The sequence below is a fragment of the Prescottella sp. R16 genome, assembly GCF_030656875.1.
Classification (GTDB): domain Bacteria; phylum Actinomycetota; class Actinomycetes; order Mycobacteriales; family Mycobacteriaceae; genus Prescottella.
In genome coordinates this window covers 845,492-862,933 of the sequence record NZ_CP130943.1, presented here as the reverse complement: position 1 = coordinate 862,933, position 17,442 = coordinate 845,492, and the positions used below count along the sequence as shown (strand labels likewise).

13 protein-coding genes and 2 pseudogenes are annotated in these 17,442 nt (G+C 69.7%); 2 read left to right on the top strand and 13 right to left on the bottom strand.

The window, feature by feature from the left end; all coding sequences use genetic code 11:
• Nucleotides 1-4: 4 nt before the first annotated feature.
• The 7 genes from Q5696_RS03935 to Q5696_RS03905 all read right to left on the bottom strand — a co-directional run bounded on the left by Q5696_RS03935 (nucleotide 5) and on the right by Q5696_RS03905 (nucleotide 9,588).
• Nucleotides 5-3,979 carry a non-ribosomal peptide synthetase gene (locus Q5696_RS03935; RefSeq protein ID WP_305093925.1) on the bottom strand — a complete coding sequence of 1,325 codons (3,975 nt, stop codon included), beginning with the start codon at nucleotides 3,977-3,979 and terminating at the stop codon, nucleotides 5-7.
• 21 nt (nucleotides 3,980-4,000) lie between these two features.
• Nucleotides 4,001-5,122 carry an ABC transporter ATP-binding protein gene (locus tag Q5696_RS03930; RefSeq protein WP_305093924.1) on the bottom strand — a complete coding sequence of 374 codons (1,122 nt, stop codon included), beginning with the start codon at nucleotides 5,120-5,122 and terminating at the stop codon, nucleotides 4,001-4,003.
• Nucleotides 5,119-5,313, bottom strand: coding sequence for a hypothetical protein (locus Q5696_RS03925; protein WP_305093923.1), 195 nt, complete (start codon nucleotides 5,311-5,313; stop codon nucleotides 5,119-5,121). Before Q5696_RS03925 ends, Q5696_RS03930 begins: the two co-directional genes overlap by 4 nt.
• Nucleotides 5,310-5,864 carry an ABC transporter permease gene (locus tag Q5696_RS03920; RefSeq protein WP_305093922.1) on the bottom strand — a complete coding sequence of 185 codons (555 nt, stop codon included), beginning with the start codon at nucleotides 5,862-5,864 and terminating at the stop codon, nucleotides 5,310-5,312. The genes Q5696_RS03925 and Q5696_RS03920 overlap by 4 nt, the downstream gene beginning before the upstream one ends.
• 147 nt (nucleotides 5,865-6,011) lie before the next feature.
• A complete protein-coding gene (locus tag Q5696_RS03915) occupies nucleotides 6,012-6,887 on the bottom strand; it encodes an ABC transporter permease (RefSeq protein ID WP_305093921.1) in 876 nt (291 codons plus the stop codon).
• On the bottom strand, nucleotides 6,872-7,936 hold the full coding sequence (locus Q5696_RS03910) for an ABC transporter substrate-binding protein (RefSeq protein WP_305093920.1): 1,065 nt from the start codon (nucleotides 7,934-7,936) through the stop codon (nucleotides 6,872-6,874). The genes Q5696_RS03915 and Q5696_RS03910 overlap by 16 nt, the downstream gene beginning before the upstream one ends.
• Before the next feature lie 206 nt (nucleotides 7,937-8,142).
• Nucleotides 8,143-9,588, bottom strand: a complete 1,446-nt coding sequence (locus Q5696_RS03905) for a cation:dicarboxylate symporter family transporter (protein ID WP_305095126.1) — start codon at nucleotides 9,586-9,588, stop codon at nucleotides 8,143-8,145.
• Nucleotides 9,589-9,732: 144 nt separating this feature from the next.
• Here Q5696_RS03905 and Q5696_RS03900 point away from each other — a divergent pair, with 144 nt between their 5' ends.
• Together Q5696_RS03900 and Q5696_RS03895 are read left to right on the top strand one after the other, a co-directional pair.
• Entirely contained in the window at nucleotides 9,733-11,361 is a 1,629-nt protein-coding gene (locus tag Q5696_RS03900; RefSeq protein WP_305093919.1) for a sensor histidine kinase, read from the top strand.
• Nucleotides 11,358-12,059, top strand: coding sequence for a response regulator (locus Q5696_RS03895; protein WP_305093918.1), 702 nt, complete (start codon nucleotides 11,358-11,360; stop codon nucleotides 12,057-12,059). Before Q5696_RS03900 ends, Q5696_RS03895 begins: the two co-directional genes overlap by 4 nt.
• Nucleotides 12,060-12,066: 7 nt before the next feature.
• On the opposite strand, the gene Q5696_RS03890 is transcribed toward Q5696_RS03895, so the two are convergent.
• The 6 genes and pseudogenes from Q5696_RS03890 to Q5696_RS21410 all read right to left on the bottom strand — a co-directional run bounded on the left by Q5696_RS03890 (nucleotide 12,067) and on the right by Q5696_RS21410 (nucleotide 17,198).
• Complete coding sequence (locus Q5696_RS03890; RefSeq protein WP_305093917.1) at nucleotides 12,067-13,884, bottom strand: siderophore-interacting protein; 1,818 nt, start codon at nucleotides 13,882-13,884, stop codon at nucleotides 12,067-12,069.
• A 22-nt stretch (nucleotides 13,885-13,906) separates the two neighbouring features.
• On the bottom strand, nucleotides 13,907-14,164 hold the full coding sequence (locus Q5696_RS03885) for a phosphopantetheine-binding protein (protein ID WP_305093916.1): 258 nt from the start codon (nucleotides 14,162-14,164) through the stop codon (nucleotides 13,907-13,909).
• A gap of 29 nt (nucleotides 14,165-14,193) precedes the next feature.
• Nucleotides 14,194-15,003: pseudogene (locus Q5696_RS21425) on the bottom strand (ABC transporter substrate-binding protein); the annotation flags it as partial.
• A gap of 250 nt (nucleotides 15,004-15,253) precedes the next feature.
• Nucleotides 15,254-15,451 carry an acyl carrier protein gene (locus Q5696_RS21420; RefSeq protein WP_370654901.1) on the bottom strand — a complete coding sequence of 66 codons (198 nt, stop codon included), beginning with the start codon at nucleotides 15,449-15,451 and terminating at the stop codon, nucleotides 15,254-15,256.
• A gap of 137 nt (nucleotides 15,452-15,588) precedes the next feature.
• A pseudogene (locus tag Q5696_RS21415) lies at nucleotides 15,589-16,779 on the bottom strand (amino acid adenylation domain-containing protein); the annotation flags it as partial.
• The gene (locus Q5696_RS21410) at nucleotides 16,680-17,198 is read right to left on the bottom strand and encodes an AMP-binding protein (RefSeq protein ID WP_370654900.1); all 519 of its coding nucleotides are present in this window, start codon (nucleotides 17,196-17,198) and stop codon (nucleotides 16,680-16,682) included. The gene Q5696_RS21410 and the pseudogene Q5696_RS21415, both read right to left, overlap by 100 nt.
• Nucleotides 17,199-17,442 lie beyond the last annotated feature (244 nt).

Genomic DNA, 17,442 nt, shown 5'->3' with positions numbered 1-17,442 from the left:
AGCCTCATGTCCGCGGTTCGTCCCGTCGGACGTCGACGAGGTCGGCCACGGCCGCGACGGTCTGCCGTTCGAGCAGTTCCGGAACCTCGATCCGGACGGACGTCTCCCGGAGGATCCGGGACACGATCCGCATCGCCCCGAGCGAGTCGCCGCCGCAGTCCGCGAAGCCGTCGTCGGCGCCGATCTCGTCGACGCCGAGCACATCGCAGTAGACGGCGGCGATCCGCCGCTCGGTGGGGGTGCGCAGCGTGTCCGCGACGTTCCGGCGCGGCGGCTCCGGCAGGGCACCCCGGTCGAGTTTGCCGTTGACGGTGAGCGGGATGTGCTCGACCAGCACGATCCGTGCCGGGACGAGGTGCGCCGGGACCAGGTTCCGCAGCACGCTGCGCAACTCGTCGCCGTCGGCTGGGGCGGTGTCGGTGTCGGACACCACGTAGCCGATCAGTCTCGTTGCATCGCCGGAGGTTCGGACGGTCGCGGCGGCCCGTGTGACACCCGGCAGCGCTTCGAGGGCCGCCTCGACCTCGCCGAGTTCGATCCGGATACCGCGGATCTTGACCTGCCGGTCGACGCGGCCGAGGTATTCGAGTCGGCCGCCGGCGAGATACCGGACGAGGTCGCCGGTGCGGTACATCCGCTCCCCCGCCGCGAACGGGTCGGCCACGAACGTCGACGCCGTCAGCCCACAGCGGTCCCGGTAGCCGTGGGCGACACCGTCACCGGACAGGTAGAGCTCGCCGACCGCACCGACCGCGACGGGACGCAGCCCCGTGTCGAGGACGCGGGCGCACGCGTTGCGGACGGGCCGGCCGAGGCACGGTGTGGTGCTGTCGGCGACCGCGGATCCCAGGGCGTTGATCGTGAACTCGGTGGGCCCGTACAGGTCGTAGCCGTCGACGCCGTCCTGTTCGCGCAGCTGCGTCCACAGCTCCTGCGGGACGGCCTCGCCACCGAGCATGACCAGGACCGGGGCGCGCTCGTCGTCGAGCAGTCCGGCCGCGACGAGTTCCCGCGCGTAGGACGGGGTCACGTTGACGACGTCGATGCCGACCTGCCGGTAGTGCCGCACCAGTGCGTGCGGGTCGACGCGGGCGGTCTCGTCGACGACGTGGACGTGGTGTCCGGCGAGCAGCCAGAACAGCTCCTCCCACGACATGTCGAACGAGAACGACACGGTGTGCGCGACACGCAGCCGACGTCCGGCCACGGATTCCTCGGTGGGGCGGAAGATCTCGTCGCGATGGTTGTGGTACATCGTGGTCAGTCCCCGATGCCCCACCTGGACGCCCTTGGGCCGGCCGGTCGATCCGGACGTGTAGATCACGTACGCGGGCTGGTCCGGATGCCGGGGTCCGCCGATGCGGTGCGCGGGCACGTCCGGCGCCGGCCGTAGACCGGAGAGAACTTCTGCCACTTCGGGTTCCCTCAGGTCTACGACGGTGAGGTCCGTGTTCCCGGACGCTCCGGCGACGACCTCGGCGGCCCGGCCGGTGCGGGCACCGGCGGTGACGACCGTGCGGGCGCCGCTGTCGGCGACGATCTCCCGCAGCCGCGCGGCCGGATGCTCGAGGTCGAGCGGCAGGTACGCCGCACCGGCCCGCAGCACCGCGAAGATCGCGACGACGTGGTCGGCAGTCCGCGGCAGCATCAGTGCGACGAGATCGCCGGTCCCGACGCCGGTGGCCACCAGGTGCCGGGCCAGCGCGGTGACGCGGTCGTCGAACTGTCGGGCCGTGAACGTCTCGGCGCCGCAGGTCAGGGCGGGCGCCTCGGGAGACGCGGCGGCCCGCTCGGACAGCAGGGTGTCGATGCTGCCCTCGGGGGCGCCCGGCAGCGGGATCACCGTCGGGGCCGCGGTCAGTGCGGTCGGCTCGATTTCGTCGTATCGGCGTCCGGTGTCGGCCACCGTGATCGGCTGCCCGCCGTGCAGTCCGGCGATGCGGGTGAGCATGCCGGTCACGACGTCCAGCAACGTGTGCGCGGTGTCGTCGTCGACGAGGTCGGGCCGGTTCTCGATCGTCACCGCCATCGCGCCGTCCCGGGTCCGGGGATCGACGTCGACGGTGACGGCGTAGTGGGTGGCGTCGGTGGCCTCGGCGGCGGTGACACCCGCGCGCTCGAACACGTCGAACCGGGCCGCGTCGCCCCCGATGTTGCGGAACACCAGGAGCGTGTCGAACAGGATGCCGACTCCGGCGGCGCGGCTGATCTCGCCGAGCCCGAGGTGCTGGTGCTCGATCAGCCCACCCTGCGCGGCGAACAGGTCGCGGAGCATGTCCGGGAGGGACGCGGCGGGACGCAGCCGCACCCGGACGGGCACGGTTTCGAGGGTCGGCCCGACGATGCGGTCGGCCGCGGGCACCGCCGGGTCGCGGCCGGACACGGTGGTGCCGAACACGACGTCGTCGCGACCGGTGAAGCGGCGCAACGTCAGCCCCCACGCGAGGGACACGAGGGTGGCCACGGTGACGCCGTGTTCGGCGGCGACCGCGACGAGTGCGTCGCGCACCGGGTCGTCGAGCCGACGCGTCGTCACGTGCGGCAGCACCGTGGTGCCGGGAGTGGCGGCCGGTGCCAGCAGGGTCGGCTCGTCGAGGTCCGCGAGGTACCGCGCCCACGCCTTCGTCGCGGCCGTGGTGTCCCGGCCGACCGACCGCCGCAGGTGGTCGGTGAAGTCGGCGGGTGGTTCGAGGACCCGGTCCAGGGTGGACGTCACCGCCTCCTCCCCGGCATCGTCCGCCGGGTACAGGCCGGTGAGCATCCGCGCCACCCCGTACAGCACGAACAGTTCGGTGAACAGCACGCCCTGCGACCACGCGTCGGTGAGGAGATGGTGCTGTGTCACGACGAGCTGTCGCGACGCGTCGGGGCCGGTTGCCAGGACCACCCGGATCAACGGTGCCCGGTCCAGCACGAAGGGCCGCGCGAACTCGTCGGCCGCGACGGTGTCCAGGTCCGTGACCGTCCGTTCCTCGACCGTGAGCGAAACCGGCGCGACGATCGCAACGGGGTCGGCGTGCACCGAATGAGTGAAGGCGGCACCGAGATTCGGGTAGCGGCGCACGAGCGTGTCGAGGGCCGCGGTCAGGGCCCGCACGTCGACGGGTCCAGCGAACGTGAAGCGGTGCTGCACGTGGTAGTTGTCGCCGGATCCGCTTCCACCGCTCACGGACTGGAAGTACATGCCCCGCTGCAACGGTGTCAGCGGCAGCACCTGCCGCCATCCCGGGTACCTGGTGTCGAGCACGGTGCGGGCGATCTCGTCGACGTCCACCAGGTCGGCGTGTTCGCCGGTCTCGTCGGGAGCCGGCGCGAGACGGACGGCCCGGGCCGCGAGTTCGTCCAGGGTCTCGGCTTCGAACACGTCCGCGACGGCGATACCAACGCCGCGCGTGGTGGCGGCGGCGACGAGGCGCACGACGGCGATGCTGTCCCCGCCGAGCGCGAAGAAGCTCAGCTTCGGGTCGATCACGGCCTGCAGGACCTCCGACGCTGCGGCGACGAGATCGGCTGTGACGGAACGGTCGTCACCTGTCTCCGGTCCGGACGGCTGCGGTGCCGCCGGCGCCGGGAGCGCCGCGCGGTCGAGTTTGCCGTTGAGGGTGCGCGGTAGCGCGTCCACCACGGTGATCGACTGCGGAACGAACTGGTCCGGCAGCACCGCCGCGAGCGCCTGCCGCATGCCCACCGGGTCGGCGGGTGCCCCACCGGTGACGACGTAGCCGAACAGTCGGGCGGTGCCGTCGGCGATGTCCGCCACCGTGGCGGCGGCGAACGCCAGGATCAGGATCGCCCCGCACAGGCTCCGCAATGCCACCAGCACGGTCGGGGTCAGTCCGGTGTCGTACGACAGTGCCGCGACGGTGGGGGTCAGTCCGTAGACGATCACGGATGCGAAGCCACACGCCCAGGCGACGGCGATGTGCGGTGTGGCGCCCGAAAGGACCTGTGCGCCGGACTGTTCGGTGCGGGTCGACATCGGGGTCGGGAATCCGCCGGGTCAGGAGCCGAGGACGACGACGTCCTCGACACCCCAGTGCATGCGTACCGCGGCACCGGGGACGACTCCGTCCGCGGTGTGGGGCACGGGGGTGCGGGCGAGGACGAGCCGGCCGTCGGGGGTACGTACCTGGACCTGGCGGTTGGTGCCGAAGTAGACAGTGTCCTCGACGACGCCGTCGAGGCCGTCGCGCCCACCGGGCACGTGCTCCCCCGCACCGACCACGCCGATGCGTTCGGGCCGCAGCATCACCGAATGTGCTCCGCCGGTGCGGGCTGCGATTTCCGGGGATTCCGGGACGCGGAACCGGTGTGCGGTGCCGTCTTCGGTGAAGCCGGCGGTGTCGATGGTTCCGCGGAAGATGTTGGAGGCACCGACGAATTCGGCGGCGTATCGGCAGTTGGGGCGTTCGTAGAGTTCTTCGGGAGTGCCGACCTGCACTATGGAGCCGCCCCGCAGCAATGCGATCCGGTCCGACATGGCGAGGGCCTCGTCCTGGTCGTGGGTGACGAACACGAAGGTGATGCCGAGTTCCTGGTGCAGGCGCCGGATTTCGAGTTGCAGTTGTTCGCGGAGGAGTTTGTCGAGGGCGCCGAGCGGTTCGTCCATCAGCAGTACCGGCGGGCGGAACACGATGGCGCGGGCGAGGGCGACGCGTTGCTGCTGTCCACCGGAGAGTTCCGACGGCATGCGTGCTGCGAGGTGTCCCAGTTGGACGAGGTCGAGTGCTTCGGCGACACTGCGTCCGATCTCGCTCTTGGGCCAGCCGTGCCGGGCGAGGGGGAAAGCGACGTTGTCGGCGATGCTCATGTGCGGGAACAGCGAGTAGTTCTGGAAGACGACGCCGAATCCGCGCTTGTGCGGCGGCACCCGGTTCAGGGTGCGTCCGGCGACCTCGACGGTGCCGGCTGTCGGCTTGATGAAGCCCGAGATGATGCCCAGCAGGGTGGATTTTCCGGAGCCGCTGGCACCGAGGAGGGTGAGGAATTCGCCGCCGCGGATCTCGAGGTCGAGGTTGTCGAGCACGGTGGTGGCACCGTAGGTCTTGCTGATCCCGGTGACGGTGATCGGCGCACCGGTCACGGTCGTCGCACGCGGGGCGGTCGGGGTCGAGATGCTCACGGGAGTGCTCCGATCACTTTGACGGAATCGCGGTACTTGAATGTGCGAACGGCCTTGCGGGTCAGCTTCATTGCTCCGAAGAGGACGAACGATCCGATGATGACGAACAGGGTCAGTCCGGAGATGGCGGCGACGGTGGGATCCACCGAGACCTTCACGCCGGACCAGATGCGCACCGGCAGGGTGGTCATCTGCGGTCCGGAGAGGAAGATCGCGCTGACGACCTCGTCCCACGAGGTGATGAAGGCGAACAGGGCGCCGGCGAAGACACCGCCGCGATGTTCGGGAAGGTGATGCGGAAGAACGTGGAGACGGGCCCGGATCCGAGCGACTGTGCGGCGCGTTCGAGGCCGCGGTCGAAGCTCACCAGGCTGGAGGCGACGTTGATCGTCACGTACGGCACGGCGAGCGCGGTGTGGACGAGGACGAACCCGAGGGTGGTCTCGGTGAGCCCGATTTTCAGGAACACGATGTACACAGCGAGGCCGACGATCACGTACGGGACGATGATCGGCGCCAGGAGCAACGCGGCGATCGGGCCGCGCAGCGGGTACCTGCCGCGGACGAGCCCCAGTGCCGCGAGCACGCCGAGGATCACCGCGCAGATCGTGGACAGGACTGCGACCCGGAGGCTGACGAGGGCCGAGGCGATCCAGGTGGGGTCGTCGAGCAACTGCTGGTACCAGCGGGTGGAGAACGCTTTGGGCGGGAAGGTCAGAAAAGCGCTGTCCGCGAAGGACATCGGGATGACGACGAGGACCGGGAGGATCAGGTAGGCGACGGTGAGGTGACGAGCAGTATCAGGCCGGCGCGGGTGAGTAGTCGAGTCATGATTGCCCCATCAGGTATTTCTTCATGTCCACGAACCGGCCGGCGATACCGAGCAGGATCAGGGTGCTCGCGAGCTCAGGACCACACCGAGTGCGGCGGCGAAACCGAACCGCAGGACGGTGCTGATCTGTTGGACGATGAGTTCGCCGATCATGGTGTTCTGCGGGCCGCCGAGCAGTGCGGGGGTGATGTAGTAACCGAGTGCCTGGATGAACACCAGCACGATACCGGCGAACAGGCCGGGCAGGGTCAGTGGGACGAACACTCGCACGAACGCGAGAGACGGTCGGGCGCCGAGGCTTTCGGCCGCGAGCAACAGTCGTCGATCGATGCCGCGCATCGTGGCGTACAGCGGGAGCACCGCGAACGGCAGCGTGATCTGCACCATGCCGAACAGGACTCCCCACAGGTGACGGAGCAGCGGCAGCGGCTCGTCGATCAGGCCGATCGATTCCAGTCCGATGTTGAGGGCGCCGGTGTCGCGCAGCACGAGCACCAGTGCGAAGCTCCGGACCAGCAGGCTCGTCCAGAACGGGACGAGGACGGCGACGAGCATGATCGTGCGCCAGAACGGGGTTGCGAGCGTCATGAGGTAGGCGTAGGGGAAGGCGAGGAGCACCGTCACCACGGTGGTCGCGCCGGCGACGAGGAAGGTGTTGCCGAGGACCTTCAGGTAGAGCGGGTTCTCCCAGATGGCCCGGTAGTTCCCGAGCCCGATCGTGGGATCGGTGAAGCTCTTGGAGAACATCAGGATCAGGGGGATCACGAACACGACGGCGAGGAACACGAGCAGCGGCACGAGCAGCAGTGCCCAGCCGTTGAATTCGAACTTCGGCCGCCGGGGACGTCGACGGCGGCCGGATGTCGTCTCGGGCAGGGGTGGGGAGTCCGGCGCGGGCGCCGTATCGAGGATCCGGGTCACGACAGCACCCATGCATTCAGTCGTTCGGTGACCTCGTTGTAGTGCTCGGCCCAGTAGCGGTAGTCGATGGTGCCGGCGGACTTCGCGACGTTCGCGGGATCGGTGGACAGTCGTTCGGCGACGTCGGAGGGCACCTTGTCGAGTGCGGCCGGGTTGACGGGGGCGAACAGGCTGCGTTCGGCGTCGCGGGCCTGTCCGTCGACGTCACCGAGGAAGTGCGCCATCCAGTCCATGGCGATGGTCGAGGTCGGTGTTCGGGTATCCGTGGGGACGGCGACCTGGTCGTAGGAGACGAGGTTCTGTCCCCACTCGTTGGCGATCGGCTGGCCTTCCATCGCGGCCTGGTCGATGCGTCCGCTCCAGGCCTGGACGAGCGGGGCCTCGCCGCTGGCGACGAGTTGTGCCTGTTCGTCGCCGGTGTCGTAGAAGACGATGTCCTTCTTGATGGTGTCGAGTTTGCGGAAGGCGCGGTCGATGTCGAGGGGGTAGAGCCGGTCGGGTGCGACGCCGTCGGCGAGGAGTGCGGCTTCGAACATGCCGCCGGTGGCGTAGTTCCAGAAGCCACGTTTGCCGGGGAAGCGTTCGGTGTCGAAGAACTCGGCCCACGTGGTGGGGTGACGGTCGGCGAACTTCTTGGTGTTGTAGGCGATCGTGAAGGAGTACAGCAGGTTCGGTATCGAGCACTTCCCCAGGAACGTCGGGTCGATTCCGGCGGCTGCGGCCGCGGCGACGACCTCGTCGGCGAGCGGGGTGAGGGTTCCTTCGGCGCAGGCGGTTTCGGCGTAGTTCGGTTCCACTTCGACGACACCCCAGGTGACGCGGCCGCTCTGCACCTGTGCGCCGATCTTCGCGTAGTCGGTCGGCGAGTCCTCGAGGACGGTGACACCGGCGCCCTTGGCCCAGGGGTTGACGTAGCTCTGGAGGTGTACCCGCTGGGCGGCTCCGCCCCACATCGTGACGGTGAGCGTCTTCGACGGGTCGGTGGTACCGCCACAGGCCGACGCGGCCATCAGGGCGACGAGCCCGATGCCGAGGCCGGCTCTCCTTTTCACTGAGGTCACGTTTCGGCTCCCATACTGACTGACGGATCAGTTATTAGCCGATAGTGTGACCTAGGCCATTCCGGGTGTCAATATGTGACCTGCATCCCGAACCTGAACGTCCGGCCAGGTCAGCGCGGTGCCGCCGACCCGGCCCCGGAAAGACGCCGATGCGGGGTGTGGCTCGGCAGTACCGGCTCACACCCCGCTTCGAGGGACGGACGGGGTCAGGCGCTGGCCAGTTTCCGCTCGTCCCGGACGGGCGTCGGCTGTGCAGGGGTCGGATCGGCGCCCACCCCTGTGCCGTCGGTGTCGGCCGTGTCGTCGGCGTCGAGCATCGTCGACTCGTCGAACGGCAGCTTGCCGTCGAGGACGTCGCGGACGCGGGCGGCGTCGACGGACTTGGTCCACGTGCCGACGAGGAGGGTGGCGACGGCGTTGCCGGAGAAGTTGGTGAGCGCGCGGGCCTCGGACATGAACCGGTCGATGCCGACGATGAGGCCGACACCGTCGAGGAGTTCGGGGCGATGGCTCTGCAAACCGCCTGCGAGAGTGGCCAATCCGGCACCGGTGACGCCCGCGGCACCCTTCGAGGCGACGATCATGAACACCAGCAGGGACAGCTGTTCGGTCAACGACAGCGGCTGGTGCATGGCGTCGGCGATGAAGATGGACGCCATGGTGAGGTAGATCGCGGTGCCGTCGAGGTTGAACGAGTAGCCGGTGGGGACGACGATGCCGACGGTGGTGCGTTCGACGCCGGCGTGTTCCATCTTCGCGATGAGGCGCGGCAGCGCGGACTCGGAGGACGACGTCGCGAAGATGAGCAGGTATTCGCGGGCCAGGTAGCGCACGAGCTTGAAGACGGAGACGCCGGCGAAGACGCGCAGCAGGCTGCCGAGCACACCGAACACGAAGATCAGGCAGGTCAGGTAGAAGCCGAGCATGAGGGCGGCGAGCTGGACGACGGCGGACAGGCCGGTCTGCCCGACGACGTTCGCCATCGCACCGAACGCGCCGACGGGGGCGAGCCACAGGATCATGGTGAGGATCTTGAAGACGAGCTTCTGGGCGTAGCCGACACCGCGGAGGATCGGTTCGCCCTGCTTGCCGAGGGCCTGCAGGCCGAAGCCGACGAGCAGCGCCACGAACAGCGTCTGCAGGACGCTGCCCTCGGTGAGCGCGGACAGCAGCGACGTCGGGATGATCGACGCGATGAAGTCCATGGTGCCGCCGGCGGCGTGGGCCTTCTCGGCGTACACGGCTCCGGCTCCGGAGGTGCCGGCGATGTCGAGGCCGCCGCCGGGGCTGATGAGGTTGCCGACGAGCAGGCCGACGCCGAGCGCGACGGTCGACATGCCGAGGAAGTAGGTGAGGGCGAGGCCGCCGATCTTGCCGACGCTGGCGGCGGCGCGGACCGATCCGATGCCGAGGACGATGGTGCAGAAGATGACCGGGCTGATCATCATTTTGATGAGGTCGACGAACATCGTGCCGAGGACACCGAACGATTTTCCGGTGTCGGGGGCGAGCCAGCCGACGAGGATGCCGCCCACGACGGCGACGATCACACCGATGTACAGCCAGTGGGTGCGGTCCCGCTTCCTACCGGGGTCGGCGGGTTGCAGTGTCGGTTGCGCGGCGCTCAGCTTCCCCGGTGCACTCGTGCTCATCGGTGTTCCCTTGATCGGACGGATACTCGTGGGGCCGACGTCCCCGATCGTCGAGTGATCGAGGTCACGAGGCCCGTCGGTGATCGTCGTATCGTTCGGGGCGACGGTGAAGATTGTGTTCATTGTTTTCACGAGAGGATCACCGTGCCCTACACCCGTCCGCATCGACCGCTGAGTGTCGCCCGTCAGCTGCTGGTGCTGCAGCTGATCGTGTTGGCGCTGGTCACGGCGGCGGTGGCGGGGCTGGCGGTGTTCGACGAGCGCCGCGACTCGGACGAGGCGACACGCCGGACGGTGACGAGCATCGCAGAGACGCTCGCGCTGTCGGAGTCGACGGTCGCCGCGTTGCGCGGCCCCGATCCGTCGGCGGTGCTGCAGCCGGAGGTCGAGAAGATCCGGGCGGCGACGGGCACCGACTTCATCGTGGTCATGGCCCCGGACCGCACCCGGTTCACGCATCCGGATCCGGCGCTGATCGGTAAACCGTTCGAGGGGCATGTCGAGCGGGCGCTGGCGGGTGAGACGTCCACCGAGACGTACACGGGGTCGTTGGGCCCGTCGATCCGCGCGGTGGTCCCGATCCTCGACGACGGCCGCCTGCTGGGCATGGTGTCGGTGGGGGTGACGCGGGAGCGGGTCGGTGAGCAGTTCACGGAGGGGCTGCCGTCGCTGTTGGGGGTGGTGGCGGTCGCGGCGGTGCTGGCCGCCCTGGGGGCGGCGGTCGTGAACCGGAGGCTGCGCCGGCAGACGCTCGGTCTGGACCCGGACCAGTTGCGGCGGCTGTACGAACACCACGAGGCGGTGCTGGGGTCGATCGGTGAGGGCCTGATCGTGTTCGGGCGCCGCCGGGGCGGCCGGGTGCGGGTCGACGTCGTCAACGAGGAGGCCCGGCGGCTGCTGTGGCTGCCCGAGGGGCCGATCACGGTCGACCAGTTGCCGAAGACGCTACGGCCGGACGGCCCGGACGACGCCGGCGAGCAGGACGAGGTGCACGTGACGGCGGACCGGGTACTGGTGGTGGGCCGCTCCCCCGTGCTGTGGGACGGACGGCGCATCGGCACCGTCGTCACGATCCGGGATCACACCGAGTTGCAGACAGCGCTCGGGGAGCTCGATTCGACACGCAGTGTCGCCGAGACGCTCCGGGCACAGGCCCACGAGTACGCGAACCGGCTGCACACGATCGTGACACTGGTCGAGTTGGGCCGGCACGACGAGGCGGTCGCGTTCACGACCGCGGAGTTGTCGACGTCGCAGCAGTTGATCGACAGGCTGATGGCGGCGGTGCACGAGCCGGCGCTGGCGGCGCTGCTGTTGGGGAAGGTGAGCGAGGCCGCGCAGCAGGGCGTCGAGTTGACGGTCACCGAGGACACGGCCCTGGGGTCGGCGGGCCCGTTGAGTCCGCTGGAGTTGGTGACGGTGACGGGCAACCTGATCGACAATGCGATCGACGCGGCCCGAGCGGCGGCCACGAACGATGAGACTCCGTGGGTGGAAGTAACTGCGACGGAGGAGAATTCACAGCTGGTGCTGCGGGTGGCGGACAGTGGCCCCGGAATGGGTCCGGAGACACTGAGCCGGGCGTTGAACCGCGGCTATTCGACGAAACCGGTGAACGGCCGGCCCGCCCTTCAGCGCGGTCTGGGTCTGGCGCTGGTGGCGCAGGTCGTGACCCGCCACGGCGGCCGGTTGCGGACCGAGCCGTCGTTGGCGGGCATGCTGGTGGTCGAGATTCCGTTGTCCCCGGACCGCAGCGCAGGTGGTGCCCGATGATCCGGGTGCTGGTCGTGGAGGACGAGCCGCTGATCGCGGCGGCGCACCGCACGTATGTGGAGCGGGTCGACGGGTTCGCTGTCGCCGCGGTGGTGCACACGGCGCGGGACGCGATCCGGGTCGTCACCGAGGCCGCGGTGGCTGAGACGCCGATCGATCTGGTGCTGCTCGATATCGGCCTGCCGGATGCGAGCGGGCTCGATCTGGCTGCGGCGCTGTCGAATCTGCATCCCGCACCGGGGATCATCGCGGTGACGTCGGCGCGGGATCTGGACGTGGTGCGGACGGCGGTGGCCCGCGGGGTGGTGCTGTATCTACTCAAGCCGTTCACGTTCGCGGCGTTGCGCGACAAGCTCGAGCACTATCGGGAATTCCGGGCGGCACTGCCGACGGGTGGGACGGCAGCGAGTCAGCGCGAGATCGATCGGGCGATGGCGGTGTTGCGTACCGCGGACGAGCGGGCGACCACACCGAAGGGGGTCGCCCCACAGACGGTCGACCGGATCGCATCGTGCGTGCGGGACACGGGCCGCGCTCTGACGGCGGCGGAAGTGGCGTCCGCCGTGGGGGTTTCACGCGTCACCGCGTGGCGGTATCTCGAGCGTCTCGCCGACGACGGTGTGCTCGCCCGCCACACCGAATACGGCCGGGCCGGCCGCCCCCAGGTGCGATACACCTGGGTGGCGGCCGGGCGGTGACGTCCGGTCAGCGCGTCCCGGTGAATTCCACGACCGTCGATCCCCAGCCGAGTGATCCGAATCGTGGCGTTCCGCAGCCTGCTTCGGTGATCAGTGCGGCCAGTTCCGTTTCGGTGCGCACACCGGAGCCGTACAGGCACAGGGCGAGCAGGTCGGCTTCGGTGTCGTGGTCGTCGGTGGTGTCGGGGTCGAGCAGGTCGGTGACGAGCACGACCCGGCGGGCGGACGCACCGAGCACGTCCAGGAGCAGTCGGGCGTCGGCGTCGGGATGCCGGTCGATCACCTCGACCGCGACGATCAGGTCGACGGGGTCGGCGAGTGCGGTGAACTCGCTGCCGTCGATCCGTCCGATGCGGTCGCGGCGGGTCTCCGCGACGTCGGCGAGGTTGCGGCCCACCAGCGCCGGCAACCCGACGAGCGTGATGTCGAGGTCCGGTCGCAGCCGGGCGAGGGTGTCGGCGTAGACGCCGGCGCCTTCCCCGTAGATCGCGACCGTCCGCACGCCGTCGAGGTCGACCGCGTCCGGCAGTGCCGGCGCCCGGTACACGGCCCCGAACGCGGCCTCCTCGTGGAAGTCGTCGGCGAAACCGGGTTCGGCCTGCTTGTCGGCGAAACCGTGACCGGAGGCGGGTACTCCGGTGCGGACCGTGTCGAGCAGTCCCAGGAATGCGGTGTCGAGCCGGGTGTGGATCTTGTCGAAGTGCAGTGCCTGGCTCGCGAACGTGTCCTGGTCGGCCAGAATCGATCCCATGTCGGTGAGCGTGAGCTCGCCGTCGTCCACCGCCACCAGATCCATGAGCGCGAGATGTCGCAGCAGCTTCGCCGTCGCACCGGGATGGGTGCCGCATTCGGCGGCGACCGCCGCGGCTGTGCCGGCCCCACCGTCGATCGCCGCGAACATCCCGACCGTCACAGCGGTGCGGATCGCGAACGGCGGCAACAGTTCCGACATCTCGTGCAGCACCGCGTCGGGGCTCTCCTGCGCTGCGACGACCGCGGCGACCGGGCCGGCGGCCTCGCGGTGGCGCCAGTAGCCGGTGATCTCGACGTACTGTTTGTCGAGTTCCCGGTCCTGTTTCGCCCACCGGCGCAGCGGCTTGATCGTCGTGGCCTCGCCCGCGACCCACAGGTACGGCCGGCCGGGACGCCACGGGGCGCCCCGCACGGCGTCGGCCAGCCGCGACTCGCCGCCGTTCTCGGACCGGTAGAGCCAGGTGACGTCCACCGGTGCATCGGATTTCAGTTCCTGCCGGTGTGCGGGTTCGGCGACCTCGATCACCACCGTCGCGGGCAGGTCGGACGGCAACTGCTCGAGGCAGTGCGCGATCGCGGGCAGTGCCGTCTCGTCGCCGGCGATCAGCATCCATTCGACGTCCCGCGGCAGGCTCGACGAATGCTTGGGCCCGGCCATGAGGATCGTCTCCCCCGGTTGCACGCGTGCCGCCCAGTCCGATGCCAGCCCACCCTCGTGCGCGGCGAAGTCGATGGCCATCTCGCGGGTGTCCGGGTCGAAGCGGCGCACCGTGTACGTCCGGCTGTACTGGAACGAGCCGGCCGGCCAGTCGACGGTGCCGTCGCCGGCGTTGCGCGGCATCTCGAACGGCAGTGTGCCGGTGCGCGGGTCGGCGGGCAGGAGTTTGACGTCGTCGTCGAATCCGGTGGTGCGCACCGGCGGCAGCGCGACACCGTCGCGGACGTGGCCGTCCATCGCCGGGCCGCCGACGATCACCCGGCGCATGCCGGGGGTGACGTCCTCGACCCGCAGGACCTCGACCTCGCGGATGCAGATCGGAAAAACCTCGACCTCACGGGCGGTCGCAGCCATGAGCGTCCTCTCTCTCGTGGAATCAGTATTCGCCGAGCGCGACGGAAACCCAGTGCGCCACGGTCGGATCGGCGGCGAGTGTCGGGAAGTCGACGTCCGGTGCCCCCGCGGACCGCCATCGTTCCACGAGTCCCATGATCCGGATGGAGTCCAGTCCTTCGTCGAGCAGATTCAGCTCGTCGCCGATCGACTCCGGCGACCGGTCCAGGGCGGTGGCGATGTCCGATACGACGGCCTCGCGGGTGAGCACAGTGTGGTCCTTTCCGATCTCGAACTGCATGGTTCGGCACTTCTCGGTGCCGGGAGCGACTACCGTCCGGCGAACATCTCCCGGATCTGGTCCAGGGTCGCCATGACGCCGTCGTAGTCGGGGCGGTAGCTGGTGGCGGGGAGTTCGTACACCGTGCCGCTCGTGAACGCGGGCAGGGCGGTGTACAGCGGATCCTGCTTCAGTTCGGCGAGGCTGCGGCCCGCGACCGGCACCACGAACATCACGGGCGCGTCGCCGACCCGTCCGAGCAGTTCGCTGCTGATGATGAACGAGTCACCGGACCCGTACAGTGCCGGATCGTTCGCCTTGGTGAGCACGTCGTCGGGCCGGAACCCGACCGACTCCAGCAGGGTGGGCAGGGCGGCGGTCTGCGGGATGAACGCGGGCTCGTTCGTGCCCAGCGACAGCAGATAGGACACGGGCGCGCCGGGCACGGTGATCGCATCCTTCACCTCGGCGACCTTGTCCTCGTACGCCTGCATCAGGCCGTCGACCTTGTCGCTCTCCCCGGCGATGTCGGCGACCTCGGCGAGCTGTTCCTGCCACGTGTTGACGGTGGACGGGACGAGGACGGTCGGCGCGATCGCCGACAGCTGGTCGTACGCCTTCTCGGCGAGGATCGCGGTGAATCCCTGTCCGCCGCCGATGATCAGGTCGGGCTGTGCCTGCGCGATGGCCTCGATGTTCAATTCCTCGCCGGCCGGAAGCTCCTTGGTGCCCTGTGCCTTCGCCTTCTCCGCCCACTGCGGCGGGAAACCACCGTCGAGGTTGGTGACGCCGAGCAGGCGGGTGTCGGTGATCGCGATCGGCGCGTCGAGGGTGTACAGCAGCCCGGCCAGGCCGGCGGTGAGCACTGCGATGCGCTGCGGCTCGGCGGGTACGGTGACGTCGCCCTGCGCAGTCTGGACCACGCGCGTCGCGTCGGCCGCCGAGGTCGCGGAGTCTCCCTCGGAGGCGTCGCTGGTGCTGCAGCCTGTGAGACCGAGGGTCACCGCGGCGGCCGCGGCGAACAGGCGTATCCCGTGCCGTCGGAAGCGTGAGTGGAACAATGTGGTTCCTTTCGATCGTTCATCGGGGGTGTTCGGTGGTGGCGGAGCCTCATGTCCGCGGTTCGTCCCGTCGGACGTCGACGAGGTCGGCCACGGCCGCGACGGTCTGCCGTTCGAGCAGTTCCGGAACCTCGATCCGGACGGACGTCTCCCGGAGGATCCGGGACACGATCCGCATCGCCCCGAGCGAGTCGCCGCCGCAGTCCGCGAAGCCGTCGTCGGCGCCGATCTCGTCGACGCCGAGCACATCGCAGTAGACGGCGGCGATCCGCCGCTCGGTGGGGGTGCGCAGCGTGTCCGCGACGTTCCGCGCGGCGGCTCCGGCAGGGCACCCCGGTCGAGTTTGCCGTTGACGGTGAGCGGGATGTGCTCGACCAGCACGATCCGTGCCGGGACGAGGTGCGCCGGGACCAGGTTCCGCAGCACGCTGCGCAACTCGTCGCCGTCGGCTGGGGCGGTGTCGGTGTCGGACACCACGTAGCCGATCAGTCTCGTTGCATCGCCGGAGGTTCGGACGGTCGCGGCGGCCCGTGTGACACCCGGCAGCGCTTCGAGGGCCGCCTCGACCTCGCCGAGTTCGATCCGGATACCGCGGATCTTGACCTGCCGGTCGACGCGGCCGAGGTATTCGAGTCGGCCGCCGGCGAGATACCGGACGAGGTCGCCGGTGCGGTACATCCGCTCCCCCGCCGCGAACGGGTCGGCCACGAACGTCGACGCCGTCAGCCCACAGCGGTCCCGGTAGCCGTGGGCGACACCGTCACCGGACAGGTAGAGCTCGCCGACCGCACCGACCGCGACGGGACGCAGCCCCGTGTCGAGGACGCGGGCGCACGCGTTGCGGACGGGCCGGCCGAGGCACGGTGTGGTGCTGTCGGCGACCGCGGATCCCAGGGCGTTGATCGTGAACTCGGTGGGCCCGTACAGGTCGTAGCCGTCGACGCCGTCCTGTTCGCGCAGCTGCGTCCACAGCTCCTGCGGGACGGCCTCGCCACCGAGCATGACCAGGACCGGGGCGCGCTCGTCGTCGAGCAGTCCGGCCGCGACGAGTTCCCGCGCGTAGGACGGGGTCACGTTGACGACGTCGATGCCGACCTGCCGGTAGTGCCGCACCAGTGCGTGCGGGTCGACGCGGGCGGTCTCGTCGACGACGTGGACGTGGTGTCCGGCGAGCAGCCAGAACAGCTCCTCCCACGACATGTCGAACGAGAACGACACGGTGTGCGCGACACGCAGCCGACGTCCGGCCACGGATTCCTCGGTGGGGCGGAAGATCTCGTCGCGATGGTTGTGGTACATCGTGGTCAGTCCCCGATGCCCCACCTGGACGCCCTTGGGCCGGCCGGTCGATCCGGACGTGTAGATCACGTACGCGGGCTGGTCCGGATGCCGGGGTCCGCCGATGCGGTGCGCGGGCACGTCCGGCGCCGGCCGTAGACCGGAGAGAACTTCTGCCACTTCGGGTTCCCTCAGGTCTACGACGGTGAGGTCCGTGTTCCCGGACGCTCCGGCGACGACCTCGGCGGCCCGGCCGGTGCGGGCACCGGCGGTGACGACCGTGCGGGCGCCGCTGTCGGCGACGATCTCCCGCAGCCGCGCGGCCGGATGCTCGAGGTCGAGCGGCAGGTACGCCGCACGGCCCGCAGCACCGCGAAGATCGCGACGACGTGGTCGGCAGTCCGCGGCAGCATCAGTGCGACGAGATCGCCGGTCCCGACGCCGGTGGCCACCAGGTGCCGGGCCAGCGCGGTGACGCGGTCGTCGAACTGTCGGGCCGTGAACGTCTCGGCGCCGCAGGTCAGGGCGGGCGCCTCGGGAGACGCGGCGGCCCGCTCGGACAGCAGGGTGTCGATGCTGCCCTCGGGGGCGCCCGGCAGCGGGATCACCGTCGGGGCCGCGGTCAGTGCGGTCGGCTCGATTTCGTCGTATCGGCGTCCGGTGTCGGCCACCGTGATCGGCTGCCCGCCGTGCAGTCCGGCGATGCGGGTGAGCATGCCGGTCACGACGTCCAGCAACGTGTGCGCGGTGTCGTCGTCGACGAGGTCGGGCCGGTTCTCGATCGTCACCGCCATCGCGCCGTCCCGGGTCCGGGGATCGACGTCGACGGTGACGGCGTAGTGGGTGGCGTCGGTGGCCTCGGCGGCGGTGACACCCGCGCGCTCGAACACGTCGAACCGGGCCGCGTCGCCCCCGATGTTGCGGAACACAGGAGCGTGTCGAACGATCCACCGGCGGGCG